This is a genomic window from Galbibacter sp., assembly GCF_035306585.1.
In the GTDB taxonomy this organism is placed as follows: Bacteria; Bacteroidota; Bacteroidia; order Flavobacteriales; family Flavobacteriaceae; genus Galbibacter.
Genome location: NZ_DATGNU010000121.1, coordinates 15,485 through 35,855, shown reverse-complemented (window position 1 = coordinate 35,855; position 20,371 = coordinate 15,485). Strand labels below are relative to the sequence as shown.

Below are 20,371 nucleotides of genomic sequence, written 5' to 3'. Positions count from 1 at the left end.
ATTTAGTTGTTAGACTTCTCTGATGGTAATGTGCTATACCCCATATTAAATAATGCAAACCCAAATATATCAGCGTATTGTTCGATGGTTTTACTTACTGGAGTTCCAGCACCATGTCCAGCATTGGTTTCTATTCGAATAAGAACTGGGTTGTCACCACGTTGCTTTTCTTGAAGCTCCGCTGCAAATTTGAAACTATGGGCAGGTACCACACGGTCATCATGGTCACCCGTTGTAATTAGAGTTGCGGGATATTCCACCCCTGCCTTCACATTGTGAACTGGAGAATAACCTAACAAATACTCAAACATTTCTTTATTATCCTGTGCAGTACCATAGTCATACGCCCATCCCGCGCCAGCGGTGAAAGTGTGATAACGTAACATATCCAATACACCTACAGCTGGAAGTGCCACTTTCATTAATTCTGGACGTTGTGTCATGGTAGCCCCCACGAGTAATCCTCCGTTTGACCCACCACTGATTGCCAGATAATCCGAAGAGGTATACCCTTTTTCAATGAGATATTCAGCGGCAGCAATAAAGTCATCAAATACATTTTGCTTTTGCATTTTTGTACCAGCAACATGCCACTCTTTTCCGTATTCACCGCCACCTCGAAGATTAGGAACAGCATACACGCCACCTTGCTCCATCCAAACTGCTCTTGAGGTGCTAAAGGATGGTGTAAGGCTTATATTAAATCCGCCGTAGCCGTATAGAATGGTAGGATTTTTACCATTGCGCTTAATTCCTTTTTTATAAGTAATGATCATTGGAACCTTTGTGCCATCTTTGGAGGTGTAAAATACCTGTTCGGATGTATAATCCTGAGCGTTAAAATCGATTTCAGGTTTCCAATAGACTTCTGAATTACCAGTCTCTGGATCAAATTTATAGGTCGTTCCAGGGGTGTTGTAATTGGTGAAAGAATAATAGATCTCCTCAGCCTCCTTTTTTGAGGAAAACCCTCCGATACTTCCCAGACCAGGCAACGCTACTTCACGAACCAACCTACCGTCATAATTATATTGTTTCACATTGGATACTGCATCGATCATGTATTCTGCGAAAATATAACCAGATCCAGTACTTGGACTTAAAACATTTTCCGTCTCAGCAATAAAATCTTTCCAGTTTTCTGGTCTAGGATTGGAGGCATCAACGGTTACTATTTTGCGGTTAGGTGCATTTAAATTTGTAACTAAGTATAATTTTGAATCGACATTTTCCAGAACATAGGTGTCGCTCTCGGTAGTTTCTATGATAGGTACAAGAGGCGCATTGTCCTTTGTAAGGTCCTTGATGAATAACTTGTTCCCTGATGTAGCCACCGATGCGCTAATAATCAAAAAGTGATCATCTTCGGTAACACTTCCACCAACGTAACGGTGTTTTTCCTCCTCAGTACCACCGAAAATAAGTTGATCTTCCGACTGTGAAGTACCAAGTTCATGGTAATATAATTTGTGTTGATCAGTTTTTGCAGAAAGTTCACTTCCCTCTGGCTTATCATAACTGGAGTAATAGAACCCTTTATCTGCTAGCCATGAAATCCCGCTAAATTTTACATCTATCAAGGTATCTTCAACGATTTCATTTTTAATGGCATCTAAAACGATAATTTTTCTCCAATCACTCCCTCCCTCAGAAATGGAGTAAGCAGCGAGTTTACCACTTTTGGAAAAACTAATTCCACTTAAGGAAGTCGTACCATCCTTGGAGAAAGTATTGGGATCTAAAAAGACTTCTTCCTCATCGGTGCCATCTTTTTTTCGGTAAAGGACATATTGGTCTTGGAGGCCATCATTTTTGTAGTAATACGTGTATCCCGCTTCTTTAAATGGCGCTGTAATTTTTTCGTAATTCCACAAGTTTTCTAAACGTTGTTTAAGCTGATCACGAAAGGGGATTTTATCTAGGTAATTGAATGTGACTTCATTTTGAGCTTTCACCCATTGGGCGGTTTCTTCAGAGCGGTCATCTTCTAACCATCTGTATGGGTCTTTAATTTCAGTGCCAAAATAGGTGTCCACTGTATCGACCTTTTTTGTAATTGGGTATTCCAAAGGACTTGATTTTTTAGTTTGAGTGGTTTCACAAGATTGTAGTATACCAGTGACCACCGCAAATGCGATTAATTTTTTCATTTAGAAATTTGATTAAAATTAGCGGTGTTTAAAATACAGAAAAAGCCCTTGAATATGGCTATCCAAGGGCTTAATTTAACATATTTTTCGTGAATCGACCTTATACTAAGTTATTTTGCACTAAATACTCCGCGATTTGTACCGCATTTGTGGCGGCCCCTTTTCTTAAATTGTCAGCTACCACCCACATATTTAAGGTGTTATCTTGGGATTCATCTCTTCTAATTCTACCCACAAAAACATCATCTTTATCATGCGCATAGATCGGCATTGGATAGGTATTTGTATCTGGGTTGTCTTGTACCACAACTCCTGGAGTATCATTTAAGAGTCTTCGAACATCAGAAAGTGTAAAATCATTTTCAAATTGCACGTTTACTGCCTCTGAATGTCCTCCTGAAGTAGGAATACGAACTGCAGTGGCTGAAATCGCAAATGAATTATCATTTAATATTTTTTGAGGTTCATTGGCAAGCTTCATCTCTTCTTTGGTGTATCCATTGTCCTGGAAAACATCACAATGTGGAAGGGCGTTTTTATTGATCGGATATGGATAAGCCATTTCTCCCTCAATACCAGCAAGTTCGTTCTCTAATTGTTGAACAGCTTTTACGCCTGTTCCAGAAATACTTTGATAGGTAGATACAACCACTCTTTTCATTTTGTATTTCTCATGTAATGGTGCCAATGCCATTACTAATTGTATGGTAGAACAGTTTGGATTGGCTATAATTTTATCCTCTTTGGTCAACTCCTTAGCATTAATTTCCGGAACGACCAATTTTTTGGTAGGATCCATTCTCCAAGCTGATGAATTATCGATCACAGTAGTACCCACCTCAGCGAATTTAGGTGCCCACTCTAAGGAGGTACTCCCTCCAGCCGAAAAAATGGCGATATCAGGTCTTGCATCCACGGCATCCTGAAGACCAATAATTGTATAGTTCTTACCGTTGAATTCTAATTGCTTACCAACCGATCGTGGTGAGGCAACCAATAATAATTCGTCAACAGGAAAATTACGTTCCTTTAGAACTCTAAGCATGACTTCGCCTACCATTCCGGTAGCTCCTACAACTGCTATTTTCATTTTAATTTATTTTGATGTCTTAAATGGTAAATAATCAATTACAAAAGTAATTAATATTCACGGCATTATTAACCTAAAAAGCAGAAAATATATTTTTATAACAAAATGTTACAAAAATTGAATAATTAAAAAAGAACCACGCTTTAAAACGTGGTTTAATGTAGCACTGTTATAACAGTGTCCATCCCAAATTCAGGAATGCCTTACTGTTTATTATTTTGTTTTTTTAATTCGTCACGAATTTCAGCAAGTAAGTCTTCAGTGGAAGGACCAGCAGGTGCTGCAGGTGCTTCTTCTTTTTTCTTCTTTGTTTTTTCATACGCTTTTAGCACTATGAAAATACAAAACCCGATAATTACAAAATCAATGACAGTCTGAGCAAAGGCTCCGTAATTTATGCTAACAGCTTCCGTCACTACCTTTTCGCCATCAATTACCGCATCTTTCAGTACCACTCTTAGGTCATTGAAATTTACACCGCCCAATAGAAGCCCAATGGGGGGCATTAAAATATCATTTGTAATAGAGGTTACAATTTTACCAAAGGCTCCGCCGACAATTACTGCCGTTGCTAAGTTGACAATGTCGCCTTTAAGTAAAAACGACTTAAAATCTTGTAAAAATCCCATAGGTTTTGAACTTAAAATTTATAAATTAGTTTTGTTTAACTATAAAAAAACGAATTATAGTTTCATTTAGGTTTGCTTACAAGCCATTAAGGCTCCTTTATAGCTTACACTGATTATCACGAATATACAATTAAATTTTAAAAAGAATTGATTATTTTTCCGTTCAATCTAATGGTTCTTAATGATGAAATTTCGCGATTATTACCTATAAAATAGATATTAGTACACAATTTTCCTGGTAATTCTTTGAGAGATAGCGGTAAGTAATTCATATGAAATTGTTGAACCTGCCATTGCCAGATCCGCTGCATTATTTTCTGGTCCGAAGATAACTACTTCATCACCAGCCTTGCACTGAATCCCGCTGACATCGATCATCAGCATGTCCATACATACATTGCCAACAATTGGACATTTTTTTCCATGAAGGATTAAAAATCCTTTTCCTTGGCCGTAATGCCGTGATATTCCATCAGCATGTCCTAGTGGAATGGTTGCAGTTGTCATAGTCCCAGAGACAATATAGCCTCTGTTATAGCCAACACTTTCTCCAGGTTTTAGATGGTGGATTTGTGAGATGATGCTCTTTAAACTAGCAATGGGTTTGAATAGTGAGTTGTACTTTGGATCATTTCCAAATCCATATAATCCGATCCCACTTCGAACCATATCAAATTCAGCTTCGGAGCTATAATTTAAAATTCCAGAGGTGTTTAGCATATGAAAAAGCGGTCTGTAAGGCAGCTTTGAAATGACCTCATTTCTAATATTTTTAAAGACCTTAATTTGATTAAGTGTAAAATGCTTCTCCTTTAAATCCTCGGATGCGCCTAAATGAGAAAAGACCGAGGCAATTTTTAAATGTGATTGACGATCAAATTTGTCTAATAATTCTGGGAGCTCCTCCGCATTAAAGCCTAAGCGATTTAATCCTGTGTTAAATTTTAAATGTACGGGATAATGGCTTTGATCTTTTGCGACCTTTAAGAAGGATTCTAAGACTGGGTAGCTATAGATGCTAGGTTGTAAATTATATTTGATAAGATCTTTAAAGTGAAGTTCCAAAGGATGCAATACTACAATAGGTGTTTTTACCCCAGCTTCTCTTAGTCTAACTCCTTCTTTGGTATAGGCAACGGCGAAATAGTCCACTCCCAAGCCTTCTAAAAATAAGGCTATTTCGCACGAGTCGCTACCGTAAGCGTAGGCTTTTACCACAGCCATGAATTTGGTTTGCGGATTTAGAAATGAACGTAAATGGTGGTAATTCTCTTTTAGTGAAGGTAGGTTAATTTCCAGTGTTGTTTCCTGAATCTTGGTCATTGTTTGTATTTTTTTCAATGTGGTCTGTTACCTCTACCACATCTTTGACTTCCATTTTATTCAACTTCTCTCGAAGCATTGCTTTGAAATAAGCAGCTCTACTTAACGGCTCGTATTCTTCGGTTTCTCCTAGTAACACCAAATTTTCATTGGAAGATTTTCTAAAGCTGTAATTGGCCAGATTTCCAGTTCTTGTACATACAGCATGCACTTTTGTGACATATTCTGCTGTGGCCATTAAAGCAGGCATTGGGCCAAATGGATTTCCTTTGAAATCCATATCCAAACCAGCGACTACAACTCGAACGCCCTTGTTGGCTAAATCATTGCACACCGATACAATTTCCTCATCAAAAAATTGAGCTTCGTCAATACCTACCACATCACAGTCATCTGCCAATAGTCTAATATTGGCAGCTGCAGGAACTGGAGTTGATCGGATTTCATTGGCATCGTGCGAAATTACCATTTGATCATCATAGCGATTATCCACACTTGGTTTAAATATTTCAACCTTCTGTTTGGCAAACTGGGCACGTTTCAAACGACGAATCAATTCCTCCGTCTTACCAGAAAACATGGAACCGCAGATAACCTCAATCCATCCAAATTGTTCTTTATGATTTACAGTATTCTCTAGAAACATGTTGTTATTTTCACGGGGTACTTAACAGGAAATTCTCGCTTTAACATACGACAAAACAAACTTACGTAATTAATTTTTTTGGTTTACAGATTAAAAAAAATAATATCAACAATTTCATTTTAATTTAAAACGACCTTCAGTACTGATCTCATTACACCAAGTTCTCCACTACAATTAAGATCCCTTGCTAATCTTGTAACCCAGTGTTTTAGCCACTATTTTAGCAAAATCATCTAGGAATTTAAGAGAAATTAAACGAGCTTTTATTAAAAAAATGGCTATCTTTTAACCGTCCTAATCGTTGTGGTTTAAGACCAGGGAATTTGAACGTAGAATCGCTTAAAAAAGATATGATGAAAAAGCAATTGGAAGCAGAACTGATGATATTGGCGCAGAAAGTATTGAACAAACAAGGGACCGATGATGTCCTAGTTTTACACGAACAAGCGCAAAAATTATACGAAAAACTAACACTTTTAAAATATGTTGAAACCCATTTTGGTGAACTTCAAACAACAGATCACAAATATGAAATTGCGGATCGTTTTGAGGTCTTAGCCAATGAGGTACTCAAAGGAAATAAAGATGTTCCAGAATCGAACCCCAACGCCGATGAAGAAGAGATTATGACGCCAGTGATGGATACGATCAAAGATTTGGTTGGTGAGATGCCAGAGGAAGAAACCCTAGAGGATATACTAGCGGGAATTCTTCCCCAACCCACATTTGTCAAACGGGATAAAGAAGCCGTAACACCAACACCATCAGAGGTCGATACCATGATCGCTAAGAATGTTCGAAAACCATCAGAATTTCAAACAGGTACTGGGTTTAAAGTAGGATTAAACGACAAGATCGCATTTATTAAACACCTCTTTAATGACAGCAGCGAGGATTACGTAAGAGTGATTTCTCAAATTAATACCATTGATTCTTTTGAGAATGCGCAGGAATTTATCGTTTCCATGGTAAAACCAGATTACAATCATTGGCAAGGAAAAGAAGCTTATGAGGCACGGTTTATGGCTGTCGTAGAGCAGAAGTTTTCCTAAATATCATTGTTATAAAATTTTTAATGAAAAGTCCTCAGAATGATTGAATTTTGTAGTCTTTAATACCGCAACATGGCAAAACTGTACATTGTCCCGACTCCCATAGGGAATTTAGAAGACATTACATTAAGGGCAATACGAATACTAAAAGAGGTGGACTTAATTCTTGCAGAGGATACACGGACTAGCGGGAAGTTGTTAAAACACCTTCAGGTGCAAACCCCTATGCAAAGTCATCACATGCATAACGAGCACAAAACGGTTCCAGGTTTGGTTAATCGCATTTTAAATGGCCTAACGGTAGCTTTAATAAGTGATGCTGGTACACCTGCGATATCTGATCCTGGATTTCTATTAACAAGAGCTTGCGTAGAAAACGGTGTTGAAATAGAGTGCCTTCCTGGAGCGACGGCCTTTGTTCCTGCACTGGTTAGTAGTGGTCTTCCGAATGATCGATTTGTATTCGAAGGGTTCCTTCCAGTGAAAAAAGGACGACAAACGCGATTGAAGTTTTTGGAAAATGAAACCCGGACGATGATTTTTTACGAGTCACCTCATAAACTTTTAAAAACGCTTGGGGATTTCTCAAGCTATTTTGGAGCACAGCGTTCCATATCGGTTTCCAGGGAGTTGTCCAAGCTACATGAACAAACCATCAGAGGGACAGTAATTGATCTTATTGCTCATTTTGAGCAAGTGGCACCTAGAGGTGAGTTGGTAATTGTAGTAGCAGGGAAATCGTAAAGAAGAGAAAGGCTTTGAGCACGCTTTTAGAGGACATAAAACAATGTAAAATTTGCGCAGCACATTTACCCAATGAGCCCAAACCAATTGTTCGCTTTAATGAAAAATCTAAAATAATAATTATCGGTCAAGCGCCAGGACTCAGAGCCCACCTAAGTGGATTGGATTTTGATGACCCAAGTGGAGATAAACTCAGAGGCTGGTTAGGAGTTGATAGGGAAACATTTTATAATACAGCAAATTTTGCAGTAATCCCTATGGGATTTTGTTATCCTGGAAAAGGAAAAACAGGAGATTTACCTCCACGACCTGAATGCCGGCCCCAGTGGCACCCCAGAATTATGGAAACCTTGAATAAAGTGGAGTTAACCATATTAATTGGAGCATACGCCCAAAAGGCATATCTAGGAGAAAGGTTTCAAAAGAATTTAACACAAACAGTGTTGAACTATTACAAGTTCCTCCCATCAGCATTTCCTATACCACATCCTTCACCTACCAATAGATTTTGGATGGCAAAGAACAAGTGGTTCAGCACCGAGGTCCTTCCAGTTTTGCAGCAAAGGGTTGCGATGATTTTAAGCTGATTGCTCTTATTGTTACTTTATTATTCCGTATTTTTGATGGTTCAAACAAGCGATAAATTTTGATTTTTCAATAGAATTGGTCTTGTATAAATCCAACTTAAAAAAGCACTTATTATGGCAAATACAACTACAGTGGTAACTACCTGGAAAAAGAATATGCAGTTTCATTCTACTAATCCTGCTGGTGAATTAAACATTGATGCTAGCCCAGAGGACGGAGGCGATGGAGAGGGACTACGCCCTAAAGCACTAATGCTTTCAGCTCTTGCAGGGTGCTCTGGCTTGGATGTAGCATCACTGATGAAAAAAATGAAATTAGCGGTGGATGATTTTAAAATTGATATCACAGCGCAGCTTACCGATGAACATCCAAAGTATTATCATAAAGTGAAGGTAGAATATCATTTCTATGGATCTAATTTGGAGCAAAAAAAGTTGGATAAGGCGGTAAACTTATCAGTGGAGAAATACTGTGGGGTGATGGAAATGTTTAGAAAATTTGCAAGCTTGGATATTCAAACCATTTATCATAATTCTTAATTTATATTATAGATTCAAATCGAAAACACTGTAAAGATCTCTAAGTACCGGTGGAACCTTTTAGCAGCTCCTGCTAAAGAGGATGTGATTCGTTTGGCAAATCACCTAAACGTTGATCATTGTATCGCGAGTTTATTAATTCAACGGGGTGTGAAGGATTTTGATCAATCCAAAGCATTCTTTAGACCATCCCTTGATGATTTACATGATCCTTTTTTAATGAAGGATATGCAGAAGGCGGTCAATCGGATCCAAAAAGCAATTGAAAATAAGGAGCATATTTTAATATACGGTGATTATGATGTGGATGGGACGACATCTGTGGCATTACTTTATAGCTATTTAAGCGAATCCTATTCTTTGGTCAGCACCTATATTCCAGATCGATACAAAGAAGGGTATGGTGTGTCATATGCTGGGATAGATTATGCTAAATCGCATAATTATAGCCTTATTATCGCATTGGACTGTGGAATTAAAGCCATAGACAAAGTGGCATATGCAAAAGAAAAAGGGATTGATTTTATCATCTGTGATCACCATAGACCAGGTTTGGAGATACCCGATGCGATTGCAGTCTTAGATCCCAAGCAAGAAGATTGCCCTTATCCCTACAAAGAATTGTGTGGATGTGGTGTGGGATTTAAGCTTATTCAGGCATTGTCGCAAAAAAGCGGCAAAACCACAGAAGATATAATTCCTTATTTGGACTTTGTTGCTACTGCAATTGGAGCGGATATTGTACCTATAACAGGTGAAAATAGGGTGCTGGCTCATTTTGGTATGAAACAGATCAACAACGCTCCAAGAGTTGGATTTAAGGCATTGACTCCACCATTGGATAGACCCATTAGCATGACCGATGTGATTTTTAAAATTGCTCCTCGCATTAATGCTGCAGGTAGAATGGAACATGCGAGCTATGCCGTTGAAATACTAATTGAACAACGTCTAGAGAAAGCCATGGAAATGGCGCAGGGGATTGAGACCTTCAACAGTAGTCGTAAAGACTTGGATAAAGAAATCACAAAGGCAGCATTGGAGCAGATCATCAAAAATAAGGAGGAAGATAATGCTTCTACGGTAGTATATGACCCTTCTTGGCATAAGGGTGTTATCGGTATTGTAGCATCAAGGTTAACAGAGACCTATTACCGACCAACACTAGTGTTTACCAAAAGCGGCGATAAGTTAGCGGCTTCTGCGAGGTCTGTAAAGGGGTTTGATATCTATAATGCCCTAGAAGCTTGTTGTGATTGCATCGAACAATTTGGGGGGCATAAATATGCAGCAGGTCTTACCTTAAGAGCGGATCAGTTTATGGCTTTTAAGGAGAAATTTGAAAAAGTAGTTCGTGAGACTATAGATAAGCATTTACTGATTCCAGAGATTAAAGTAGATCTGAAAATTGATTTTAATGATATTACCCCGAAGTTTTATCGTATCCTCAAACAATTTGCACCTTATGGACCTGGAAATGCCATTCCAGTATTCTTAACGCAAAATTTAATAGATACGGGAGGTAGTAGGTGCGTTGGTCAAGAAAATGCACATTTAAAATTGAGTTTAGCGCAAAGTGATGGTGTAATTTTTGATGGTATTGCATTTGGTTTAGGGGATAAATTACCCCTATTAAAAAATAATCAGCCCGTGGACATCCTCTACACCATCGATGAAAATTATTTCAACGGCAAGACGAGTCTCCAACTTATTATTAGAGATATCAAGCCCACAATTCTCAATGAATTGAACGGTTCAAACCCCTAGATGAACTGTTAGGGAATGGGTTAAATTTCGACTATATCACAGTGATACCAATATTGTTTAATTAAAAAGGTAAAAGCAATGCTTACTTGGAAAGATATTATAAATTTCACTCAGAATTCAAATCCAACACCCAAAAGGCGCGTGGAGAAAACTCCAGAGCAGTGGCAAGAAATACTCACGGATCATCAATTTAAAATCACCCGACAAAAAGGTACAGAAATGGCACACACAGGGGCGCATTGTACCACTTATAAGCCAGGAAGATATCACTGTGCTTGTTGTGGGGAACCATTGTTTGATTCAAATATTAAATTTGAATCAGGTACAGGATGGCCTAGTTTTACACAACCCGTTGCCGAGAACGCTATAAAGTATGATAAAGATATCTCCTTTGGGATGGTACGCGTGGAGGTAATGTGTAATGTTTGTGATGCGCATTTAGGGCATGTGTTTCCTGATGGCCCCCCACCTTCAGGTTTGAGATATTGCGTTAATTCAGCATCTATTGAACTTGAAAAACAAACCGAACATGAGTCCAAGTAGCAATTATGAACTAGCAACCCTTGGAGGGGGCTGTTTTTGGTGTGTAGAAGCTGTACTGCAACGTTTACGCGGTGTACATTCTATTACTTCAGGTTATTGTGGAGGGAAGGCCCCTGGTCATCCAACATATAGAGAAGTGTGTTCGGGACTCACTGGTCACGCCGAAGTGGTTCAGGTAAGTTATGATCCTAGTATCATTAGTTACAAGGATTTACTTCGAATTTTTATGACCAGCCATGATCCCACAAGCTTAAATAGGCAAGGTGGTGATGTGGGTACCCAATACCGATCTGTTATATTTTATCACAATGAACAGCAGAAAGAAATTGCCCAAAACGTTGTAAAGGAAGTAGGAGCCTATTACGATGACCCCATCGTGACAGAAATTAGTCCTTTGGCCAAATTTTATCCAGCGGAGGACTATCATCAGGATTATTATAATAACAATTCCGATCAGGGTTATTGTGCCATGGTAATTACTCCTAAAATCGTAAAGTTAAAACAGCATTATTCTGATCGGTTGAAGCCCTCTGAAAATTAATATCCTATGGTACAGGTCAAACAAATTGCAAGATGAAGAATCTTAATTTAGATATTGACAATAGTTTTACCCGAGAACTTCCAGGGGATCCAATTATGGAGAATTATATTCGCCAAGTTCAGTATGCGAGTTATTCTTTTGTGGAACCCCAAAGAAGTATAGCACCAAAACTCCTCCATGTATCAAAGCATCTAAGTGCTCAACTTGGCTTGTCTGAAAAAGATATCCAAAGTGAACAATTCTTGAATATAGTTGCGGGAAATGAACCTATATCCGAATGTAAACCCTATGCCATGAATTATGGTGGGCATCAGTTTGGTAATTGGGCAGGGCAGTTAGGAGATGGCCGGGCAATTAATATTGGGGAAGGAATCAAAGGAGATAATCGATATGTTTTGCAGCTAAAAGGCGCTGGCAAGACCCCGTATTCTAGAAGAGGAGATGGTCGTGCTGTCCTTCGTTCCTCCATCCGAGAATACCTATGTAGTGAAGCCATGCATCATCTTGGTATCCCTACCACAAGAGCTCTTTCACTCTCTCTAACAGGAGATAAGGTGCTAAGGGATGTACTTTATGACGGTAATCCCGCATATGAACCTGGTGCAATTGTATCACGGGTGGCACCCAGTTTTATTCGTTTTGGAAATTTTGAGTTGTATTCCCAAAGAGGAGATATAGAAAATTTAAAACATCTGACAGATTACACCATCAAGTACTTTTACCCCCACCTTGGAACACCATCCACAGATACTTACATTACATTTTTTAAAGAAGTTATGGATCGTACACTGGAGACGATCATTCACTGGCAGCGGGTAGGATTTGTTCATGGCGTATTAAATACGGATAACATGTCTATTTTGGGCCTCACAATAGATTATGGACCCTATGGATGGCTAGAGGTCTATGACCACAATTGGACGCCAAATACAACAGATTTACCACAGAAACGATATCGATTTGCCAATCAACACAACGTAGGATTATGGAATCTTTATCAACTTGCCAATGCGCTTTATCCTTTAATTCAGGTAGCAGAGCCAATTGAAGAAATCCTAGAAAGTTATCATGAGGCTTTTGCCAAAAAATACTTTGCAATGCTAAGATCCAAGCTAGGACTGGAAAAACAACTACCTGAGGATGTGGAGCTTTTAGGTGAATTAGACCAGGCCTTAACCCTCACTGAAACAGACATGACCCTGTTTTATAGAAAATTGAGTACCTTTAACAAAAGTAAACCCAGCCAAGGGTTAGATACTATAATGGATGCTTTTTACGTTAAAGAAGCACTAACCCATCAGATAAGGGAAAAATGGAATGCTTGGTTTGGAAAGTACAGTGAACGTTTAAAATTAGAAACGACCACTGACAAAATGCGAAAAGCTAATATGAATAACACAAACCCCAAATATGTGTTGAGAAACTATATGGCCCAACTAGCAATCGATGCTGCACAACAAGGAGATTATAGTTTAATTGACCAATTTTACATCATGCTACAAAACCCATACGAAGAACAACCGCAGTTTGAAGAATGGTTTGCCAAACGACCACAATGGGCAGCTCATAAAGTGGGTTGTTCCATGTTATCCTGCAGTTCTTAACCAAAAACCAATCAAATGAGAACCAATATTTTAACTCTGTTATTTTTTATAACCTCATCTTCTATATTGCTAGCGCAAGAAGGAGACCAATGGACTGATAAGGTGTATTCTGTAGAAGGAAACTGGAAAATTCAAGAAGAAGATGGAACCTTTTATCTTGTCTTAGGGAACGATTTTATGACCCTAGCAGGACCTGACCTAAAAATATATCTCTCACCAACAGCCATTGAAAATATTGACGATAGAGAACCAATTGACAAAAATGGCGGTGTAATGATCGCTGGTTTAAAATCCAATAAAGGCGCTCAGAAGTATCCTATTCCAAAGGGGATTCAGCTAAGTGAATTTAAATCCTTAGTGATTTTTTGTCCTCAATTCTCCGTGGTATGGGGCGGGGTCTCTCTAGCGGTTGAAAATTAAGACTTTGTAAGTTACGAATTCTCAAAAGTTTTGAGTTTCATTGATTCTCCATCAAATACACCATAGGTGTAATACTGAATCCAATCACCGAGATTAATATAATGGCTTTGATCTCCTAAGGCAATCTCAAGGGGTAAATGTCTGTGTCCAAATACAAAATAATCGCGGTGCTTTTGCTCTAATTTACGCTTAGCATATTGTACCAACCATTCTTTATCTTCTCCTAGAAAGGTGACGTCTTCATCTCCAGAAATTAACTTATTTTTCACCGATAGATACTGGGCAAGTCGAACCCCAAGATCGGGGTGTAACCATTTAAAAAACCATTTCGCGACTGGGTTTGTAAATAGCTTTTTCATGCGCTTATACCCTTTATCGCCTGGACCTAAACCATCACCATGGCCTATAAAGAAAGTTTTGTCATTAAACTGAAACTCTTTGGGTTGATGAAAGACCTCAATATTGAGTTCCTGTTGAAAATAGCCATTCATCCACAGGTCGTGGTTGCCAACAAAGTAATAAATTGGAATCCCCGCATCGGAGAGCTCTGCAAGTTTCCCTAGAGTTCTAGTAAATCCTTTAGGAACCACTGTTTTATACTCAAACCAAAAATCAAAAAGATCCCCTAAGAGAAAAATAACCGCTGCATCTTTACTTACCGTATCAAGCCAACGCACGAACTTCTTTTCGCGAACCAAACTCTGCTTTTGTGTAGGTGCACCTAAATGATTATCGGAAGCAAAATATACTTTTTTACCCTTTGGAATTTGCATTCGATTTGTTTTGAAGATAAAGATATAATAATTAGTGAACTTTTAGCAGTGCATTAGCCATTATCACTAGCATACCACTCAGCATAAGAACTTTCGGTTTCTTGAAGTTTAAGTGAGAAAAGTTTGATGTGCGCAGGAAGTCGTTTTTGAATTTTGGAGGCAAAATCAACAACCATATTCTCACTAGTTGGCTGATAATCCACCAGTATTACATGATGACCTCGATTGGACAATTCCTCCGCTAATTCCTTATGAGGCGTATTTTTGTTAAATACAGTGGCGTGATCAAATTGATCGACAATTTCTTCTTTTACAATTTTCTTTAAATCTCCAAAGTCGATGACCATCCCTAGTTTAACATCATTTGTATCTGTAATAGGACTACCTATAACAGTCACCGATAGCTTGTAACTATGGCCGTGAACGTTTCTGCACTTCCCGTCATAGCCATAAAGTGCATGTCCAGTTTCAAAACTAAATTGTTTGGTAATTCTGATTGTACTCATCGTTTGGAAATTTATGCAAAGATACTACAGAAATTCTAGCTTGATGATAGGATTTAAAATGTTATCGATTACATAAAGTGGTTGTAAATCCTTTAAAAAGTTGTAAATATTTCATGTATCTACTTATAACACGTAATATGAGGCGGTATTCGGAACAATATATTGATAAAAACGATAAAATTTAACTTAATATTTGGATTTCTCATATTTATAAATATATTTGTGTAATCGATTGCATTTAACGATGTTTTTAAATGTAGTTCTAATCAACCATTAAAAACCGAATTTATGAAACACCAAAGTTCTTCAAATGCCTCTGGTTTATGCAAGGATGCGGGTGGCTTTGTTCAGAAGCCCCCTAAGGAATCGAAATTAGGGATGGTTTTTCTTTTTTTTGTCCTATTTACTACAACGATTTCGGCACAAAAAATTCAAATCGCTGGAAGGGTTGAAGCTAGCGATGTTGGTGGCCCTTTACCTGGTGTAACAGTTCTAGAAAAAGGAGTCAGTAACGGGACCACAACTGACTTTGATGGGGAGTTTTCCTTGACCGTTTCTGGGTCAGAATCCGTTCTGGTATTTTCTTATATTGGATATACCACCAAAGAGGTTGTTGTGGGTAACCAAACTAGCATCAATGTTGTATTGGAGGTAGATGTCAATCAGTTGGATGAGGTTGTACTGATCGATTACGGATATGGAAAAGTAAAACAGTCGGATATGACTGGATCAGTAGCAACTATGAGCAGTACGGAAATCGCTAAAATTCCCGTGTCCAGTGCAGCTGATGTGTTCTCGGGAAGACTTCCAGGGGTTAATGTAACTACTGCAGACGGGGAGCCAGGTGCGGAAGTACGAATTCGTGTTCGTGGGGGCGGATCTATTACTCAAGACAATTCTCCACTCTATGTTGTTGATGGTTTTATTGTTAGCAGCATAACGGACATTCCTCCAAATGATATTCAAAGTATTGATGTGCTAAAAGATGCTGCGGCTACAGCGGTTTATGGAGCTCAAGCTTCTAATGGTGTTGTGGTGATCACTACAAAATCACCTACCGTTGGTAAGGTGTCTATCTCTTATAACAATTATTTTCAATTTAACGAATTACCAAAAGATAGACGCTACAATGTATTATCCCCTTATGAATATGTGATGGCAAATTATGAATACGCCAAATTGCAGGGGCAAACTGCTGTGGATGATTTCGAGAAATATTATGGTAAGTATGATGATTTAGAGTTGTATAAATACAAACCCGCCACGGATTGGCAAGAAGAGTTGTTTGGTGGCCAAAGAATGTCTCAATACCATAATCTGAGTGTAAGTGGTGGAACGGAACAAACTAAAATGCGATTAAGTGTTACACGTAACAATGATGAGGGTCTCTTAACGGGTTCTGCCTACGAGCGTACTTCGATCAATTTTAAGTTAAATCAAAAACTAGCCAACCCTTTACATTTGGATATTTCTGCAAGGATTACCAATACGGAGATTGATGGAGCGGGAACCTCCAATAATGCACAATTAAAAATTAAAGATGCTGTACAAGCAAGACCAGTTAACGGAATAGCGGATGAGTTGGAAATTGATTTAAATGCTCCGAATACTGATAATGATTACCAACAATTTTTATTGTCTTTGATCGATCCTACTGAACTTGTAAAGCAAGATTGGCGAAAAAGAAGTGATCATAACTATGTACTTAACGCTGGGTTAACCTGGTCAGTCTTTCCAGATTTGGATCTGAAGACCGTTTATACCAACCAGCGCAGGTTTCGTGAAAATTTACGTTTTTACGGACCTTTAACGGGTGAATCATTTAACAATGGCGGAAGCATGCCTTTAGGACAAAAGGAAGACCGTGATAATACTTCTTACCGTTGGCTTACGACCTTGAATTATAAAAAACAGTGGTCAACTGATTATAAATTAGACTTCTTAGTTGGTTTCGAGATGTCCTCTGCCTCTGGAAAACGTCACTTTATTAGAGCAGAAGATTTTAGACTGTCAATTACACCAGAGGAATTATTTGCAAATATGGCCTTTGGACGTGTGGATAGAATTTCTACTTCTGAGGACACCGATATAAATAGACGCTCCGCTTTTGGGCGCTTGGATTTTCAGCTTTGGGAACGTTTTATTTGGACATTGACCTTTAGAGCTGATGAATCGAGTCGTTTTTCTAAAGGAAATCGATTAGGGGTGTTTCCTGCCTTGGCTTTCGCCTGGAAACTCAACCAAGAAAAATTTATGGAGAACATTGATTTTGTGAATGATCTGAAACTCAGAGTAACCTATGGTGAAACGGGGAATGATCGTATTGATGCTACAGCAACACAGTTTTTATTTTCAGCTACCACCAATAGAGGGCCAGGATTTGGAAATATAGACAATGTATATTATACCCCTAGTAGCGATATTTTGTACAATCCTGATTTGAAATGGGAAACTACTGTAACCAATAATATTGGATTGGATTTTACTCTTTTCAATCACAGGTTAAAAGGTAGTTTAGATTATTACAAAAATGAGACTAGAGATTTACTTTTAGCCTCGGCTATTCCAAATAATACTGGATTTTCCGAACAATGGGCTAATATTGGTTCTACTTCCAATCGGGGAGTTGAGTTTGGAGCCACTGGCTATATTGTAGATGGAGAGAATTTTAGTCTTTCCGCGAATTTCAATATTGGTGCCAATACCTTTAAAATCGAGAAGCTCGATGGGACTACGGAACGATTTCAACGATCCAATTGGGCCAGTACCGATTTGAATAATATTAATGATTATTACCTTAGAGTGGGTGGTAAAATTGGAGATATTTATGGTTATGTGACCGATGGCATGTATACCACGGATGATTTTGAATCCTATGACCCAGCCTCTGGAGAATACATTTTAAAACAAGGCGTTCCTTCCTCAGGTTCTGTGGTAGGAAATACCGATATCCGTCCTGGGTTCTTAAGATTAAAAGACTTGGATGGTAACGGAGAAATTAATGCGGATGACCGTAAGGTGATCGGAAATGCACTTCCTGATTTTCAAGGTGGATTTGGACTCAGCGCTCAGTATAAAGGCTTTGACCTTTCAATTTTCTTCAACTATCAGTATGGAAATGACGTCTACAACACTGGTAAAATTCAATACAATCAGTTTAGGAGGGTTACCTATGGTAACCTGTTAAACACTATGAACATTGATAATCGATATTCTTATATCGATGTTGATGGACAACTCACAGGTGTGGCTGGAGGAGTTGTTACTGATTTAAATCAACTACAACAACTCAACGCCGATAAAAATATGTGGTCCCATGCCAGTCACGGGATAGCAGGTGCTGTGGTTCATTCTTGGGCTATTGAGGATGGTTCTTTCTTGAGACTCAATAATTTAACTTTGGGCTATAACCTGCCAAGAAAATGGATTTCCAAACTTGGAATGACTCAATTTAGAGTTTATGTCACTGGTAGAAACCTAAAACTATGGACCAACTATTCAGGATATGATCCTGAAGTGAACTCATCTAATAACGGACTTACGCCAGGGGTAGATTATTCTTCTTTTCCTAGAAGCCGCTCGTATACCGTTGGCTTAAACCTAACTTTTTAATCCTTTTGAACAATGAAAAATATAACACGTTTATTTAAAATAGGATTTACATCACTCTCGCTAATCTTTGCTGTGTCGGCTTGTAGTGATGACTTTATGGAGCCAGACTCAATTTCGACTTTTGATAATCAATATATTTATTCCAACGTAGATGATGCCAGAAATGGAGTCAATGCAATATACTCCTATTTTAATCAGGATGCATTTCGTTCCCGCTTATCAAATAATTTTACTGGGAATACGGACATAGAACACCAATCAGGATGGACAAGTAATGGAGATCGTTACCAGATTTGGAACCTCGATGCGCTTCCAAGTAATAGGGATTTGGATATTGTTTGGACCTACGCCTATCGAGCTATAAGGGATGCTAATATCGCTATTGAAGGAATTAACTTAAGTGGAAATTTAGAAAGCCAGGATCAAACCGTCCGAAAGACCATGCATCATTTACTAGGGGAAGCTTATACCCTTAGAGCGTATTGGTATAGTATGCTGATCTATTATTTTGGTGATGTTCCCTATGTGATTAGTGCACCTAAGGCAGGGCAAGAGTTTAATTTACCCAAGACTCATAGAAATGACATTTTAAGTGGTGAAATTAAACGACTCATGGAGGTTGAAGAGAATATGATGTGGGCCGATCAAACAACCTATGGCGTAGAACAGGTCAATAGAGAATACACCTTAGGGATGATCGCTCGTTTATCACTACAAAGAGGAGGTTATTATCTTAAACCAAACCTTAGTCTTGCCAGAGATAGTGACTATCTTGAGTATTATCAGATTGCTAAACAATATACCCAGAAGCTCATTACACTTAAAGACCGACCACTACCTGAGGATTTTGCTCAGATATTCCTTAATAATGTAACCTTTCAAACGCCTCTGAATAGTGAAATACTTTTCGAAGTTCCTTTCTCATTAAACAGTGGTGATGTGGGTTGGAATATAGGGATAGAAGTTGAGGGCGGACCAACTTCCTCCCATGCTTATGGGTCTGGAAATAATTACATGGCCATGCCGGTGACCTATTACTTTTCTTTTGACAACTTAGATATTAGAAGAGATGTCACTTGTGGTTTATATAGAATAAACAAGGACTTTGAGGCTGAATTTATTGATGGTCCAATGAATATTTCCCAGGGAAAGTGGGGGCGTCATTTATTGACAACACCACCGGGAGCCTCTACCGCAAAAAGTACTGGAATCAACTGGCCGATGATGCGGTATGCGGATGTATTGTTGATGTTTGCTGAGGCAGAAAATGAGTTAAATGGACCTACGGCTGCCGCTCAAGATGCTTTAAAACGTGTTCGTCGAAGGGCTTTTAAAAGTGAGGATTGGGCTGAAAAAGTAGATCAGTATGTTGCAGAAATTTCCGCTGATAAATCGAGCTTCTTTGATGCCATCGTCGATGAACGTGCTTGGGAATTTGGTGGGGAGATGATTCGAAAATACGAACTCATTCGTTGGGGAATATACTCCGAAAAAGTAGCCGAAACGGTTGAAGGTTTGAAAAAACTTGCAGATGAGGCTTATAATGGCACGACAGATCTTCCTGATTATATGTACTGGAAATTGGATCAGGAAGGTAAATTTACCATTTTGAATCCTAATCAAAAGGTAGTTGCCCCGCCAGATGATTCATGGAATCAAGTACCTTTTTTACTGGATCTTCACGATGAGACCACCACTTACGACGAGTGGATCACAAGGGATTGGGAAAACTATATTAACGGTCCCAAACCAGGAGTGGTAAGGTATATCTTTCCTATACCTACCATTGCGGTGGAGAATAGCCAAGGCACATTAAGCAATGACGGATACGGTTTCTAGATCAA

At 38.6% G+C, this 20,371-nt stretch carries 18 protein-coding genes; 11 read left to right on the top strand and 7 right to left on the bottom strand.

Annotation, left to right across the window (positions count from 1 at the left end):
- Positions 1–2: 2 nt before the first annotated feature.
- From VKY50_RS10975 to VKY50_RS10955, 5 genes are all read right to left on the bottom strand, one after another.
- Positions 3–2,150, bottom strand: coding sequence for a prolyl oligopeptidase family serine peptidase (locus tag VKY50_RS10975; protein ID WP_324301784.1), 2,148 nt, complete (start codon positions 2,148–2,150; stop codon positions 3–5).
- 100 nt (positions 2,151–2,250) lie between these two features.
- On the bottom strand, positions 2,251–3,240 hold the full coding sequence (locus tag VKY50_RS10970; protein WP_324301782.1) for an aspartate-semialdehyde dehydrogenase: 990 nt from the start codon (positions 3,238–3,240) through the stop codon (positions 2,251–2,253).
- Positions 3,241–3,443: 203 nt separating this feature from the next.
- Positions 3,444–3,869, bottom strand: coding sequence for a large-conductance mechanosensitive channel protein MscL (gene mscL, locus VKY50_RS10965; RefSeq protein ID WP_324301780.1), 426 nt, complete (start codon positions 3,867–3,869; stop codon positions 3,444–3,446).
- 219 nt (positions 3,870–4,088) lie between these two features.
- Positions 4,089–5,192, bottom strand: coding sequence for an alanine racemase (gene alr, locus VKY50_RS10960; protein ID WP_324301778.1), 1,104 nt, complete (start codon positions 5,190–5,192; stop codon positions 4,089–4,091).
- The gene (locus tag VKY50_RS10955; RefSeq protein WP_324301776.1) at positions 5,158–5,838 is read right to left on the bottom strand and encodes a thymidine kinase; all 681 of its coding nucleotides are present in this window, start codon (positions 5,836–5,838) and stop codon (positions 5,158–5,160) included. The genes alr and VKY50_RS10955 overlap by 35 nt, the downstream gene beginning before the upstream one ends.
- 323 nt (positions 5,839–6,161) lie before the next feature.
- Between VKY50_RS10955 and VKY50_RS10950 the strand changes: the two genes are divergently transcribed.
- From VKY50_RS10950 to VKY50_RS10910, 9 genes are all read left to right on the top strand, one after another.
- Positions 6,162–6,890 (top strand): hypothetical protein, encoded by a 729-nt coding sequence (locus VKY50_RS10950; protein ID WP_324301774.1) that lies wholly within the window; start codon positions 6,162–6,164, stop codon positions 6,888–6,890.
- Between the two features lie 72 nt (positions 6,891–6,962).
- Positions 6,963–7,634, top strand: a complete 672-nt coding sequence (gene rsmI / locus VKY50_RS10945; protein WP_324301772.1) for a 16S rRNA (cytidine(1402)-2'-O)-methyltransferase — start codon at positions 6,963–6,965, stop codon at positions 7,632–7,634.
- Between the two features lie 14 nt (positions 7,635–7,648).
- Positions 7,649–8,221 carry a uracil-DNA glycosylase family protein gene (locus VKY50_RS10940; RefSeq protein ID WP_324301770.1) on the top strand — a complete coding sequence of 191 codons (573 nt, stop codon included), beginning with the start codon at positions 7,649–7,651 and terminating at the stop codon, positions 8,219–8,221.
- A gap of 114 nt (positions 8,222–8,335) precedes the next feature.
- Complete coding sequence (locus tag VKY50_RS10935; RefSeq protein WP_324301768.1) at positions 8,336–8,761, top strand: OsmC family protein; 426 nt, start codon at positions 8,336–8,338, stop codon at positions 8,759–8,761.
- A gap of 84 nt (positions 8,762–8,845) precedes the next feature.
- Complete coding sequence (gene recJ, locus VKY50_RS10930) at positions 8,846–10,528, top strand: single-stranded-DNA-specific exonuclease RecJ (protein ID WP_324301766.1); 1,683 nt, start codon at positions 8,846–8,848, stop codon at positions 10,526–10,528.
- Positions 10,529–10,606: 78 nt separating this feature from the next.
- A complete protein-coding gene (gene msrB, locus VKY50_RS10925; RefSeq protein ID WP_324301764.1) occupies positions 10,607–11,071 on the top strand; it encodes a peptide-methionine (R)-S-oxide reductase MsrB in 465 nt (154 codons plus the stop codon).
- Complete coding sequence (msrA, locus tag VKY50_RS10920; RefSeq protein ID WP_324301762.1) at positions 11,058–11,612, top strand: peptide-methionine (S)-S-oxide reductase MsrA; 555 nt, start codon at positions 11,058–11,060, stop codon at positions 11,610–11,612. Before msrB ends, msrA begins: the two co-directional genes overlap by 14 nt.
- Before the next feature lie 32 nt (positions 11,613–11,644).
- Positions 11,645–13,216: a protein adenylyltransferase SelO gene (locus VKY50_RS10915; RefSeq protein WP_324301760.1), complete on the top strand. Its 1,572-nt coding sequence runs from the start codon at positions 11,645–11,647 to the stop codon at positions 13,214–13,216.
- 15 nt (positions 13,217–13,231) lie between these two features.
- On the top strand, positions 13,232–13,636 hold the full coding sequence (locus VKY50_RS10910; RefSeq protein ID WP_324301757.1) for a DM13 domain-containing protein: 405 nt from the start codon (positions 13,232–13,234) through the stop codon (positions 13,634–13,636).
- Between the two features lie 11 nt (positions 13,637–13,647).
- Here the strand turns inward: VKY50_RS10910 and VKY50_RS10905 are convergent, their stop codons facing one another.
- Positions 13,648–14,409 carry a UDP-2,3-diacylglucosamine diphosphatase gene (locus VKY50_RS10905; RefSeq protein WP_324301755.1) on the bottom strand — a complete coding sequence of 254 codons (762 nt, stop codon included), beginning with the start codon at positions 14,407–14,409 and terminating at the stop codon, positions 13,648–13,650.
- 53 nt (positions 14,410–14,462) lie between these two features.
- Positions 14,463–14,915, bottom strand: coding sequence for a 6-pyruvoyl trahydropterin synthase family protein (locus VKY50_RS10900; protein ID WP_324301752.1), 453 nt, complete (start codon positions 14,913–14,915; stop codon positions 14,463–14,465).
- Positions 14,916–15,203: 288 nt separating this feature from the next.
- Between VKY50_RS10900 and VKY50_RS10895 the strand changes: the two genes are divergently transcribed.
- Together VKY50_RS10895 and VKY50_RS10890 are read left to right on the top strand one after the other, a co-directional pair.
- Positions 15,204–18,527, top strand: coding sequence for a SusC/RagA family TonB-linked outer membrane protein (locus tag VKY50_RS10895; protein ID WP_324301750.1), 3,324 nt, complete (start codon positions 15,204–15,206; stop codon positions 18,525–18,527).
- Positions 18,528–18,539: 12 nt separating this feature from the next.
- Positions 18,540–20,366: a RagB/SusD family nutrient uptake outer membrane protein gene (locus VKY50_RS10890; protein ID WP_324301748.1), complete on the top strand. Its 1,827-nt coding sequence runs from the start codon at positions 18,540–18,542 to the stop codon at positions 20,364–20,366.
- Positions 20,367–20,371: the final 5 nt, after the last annotated feature.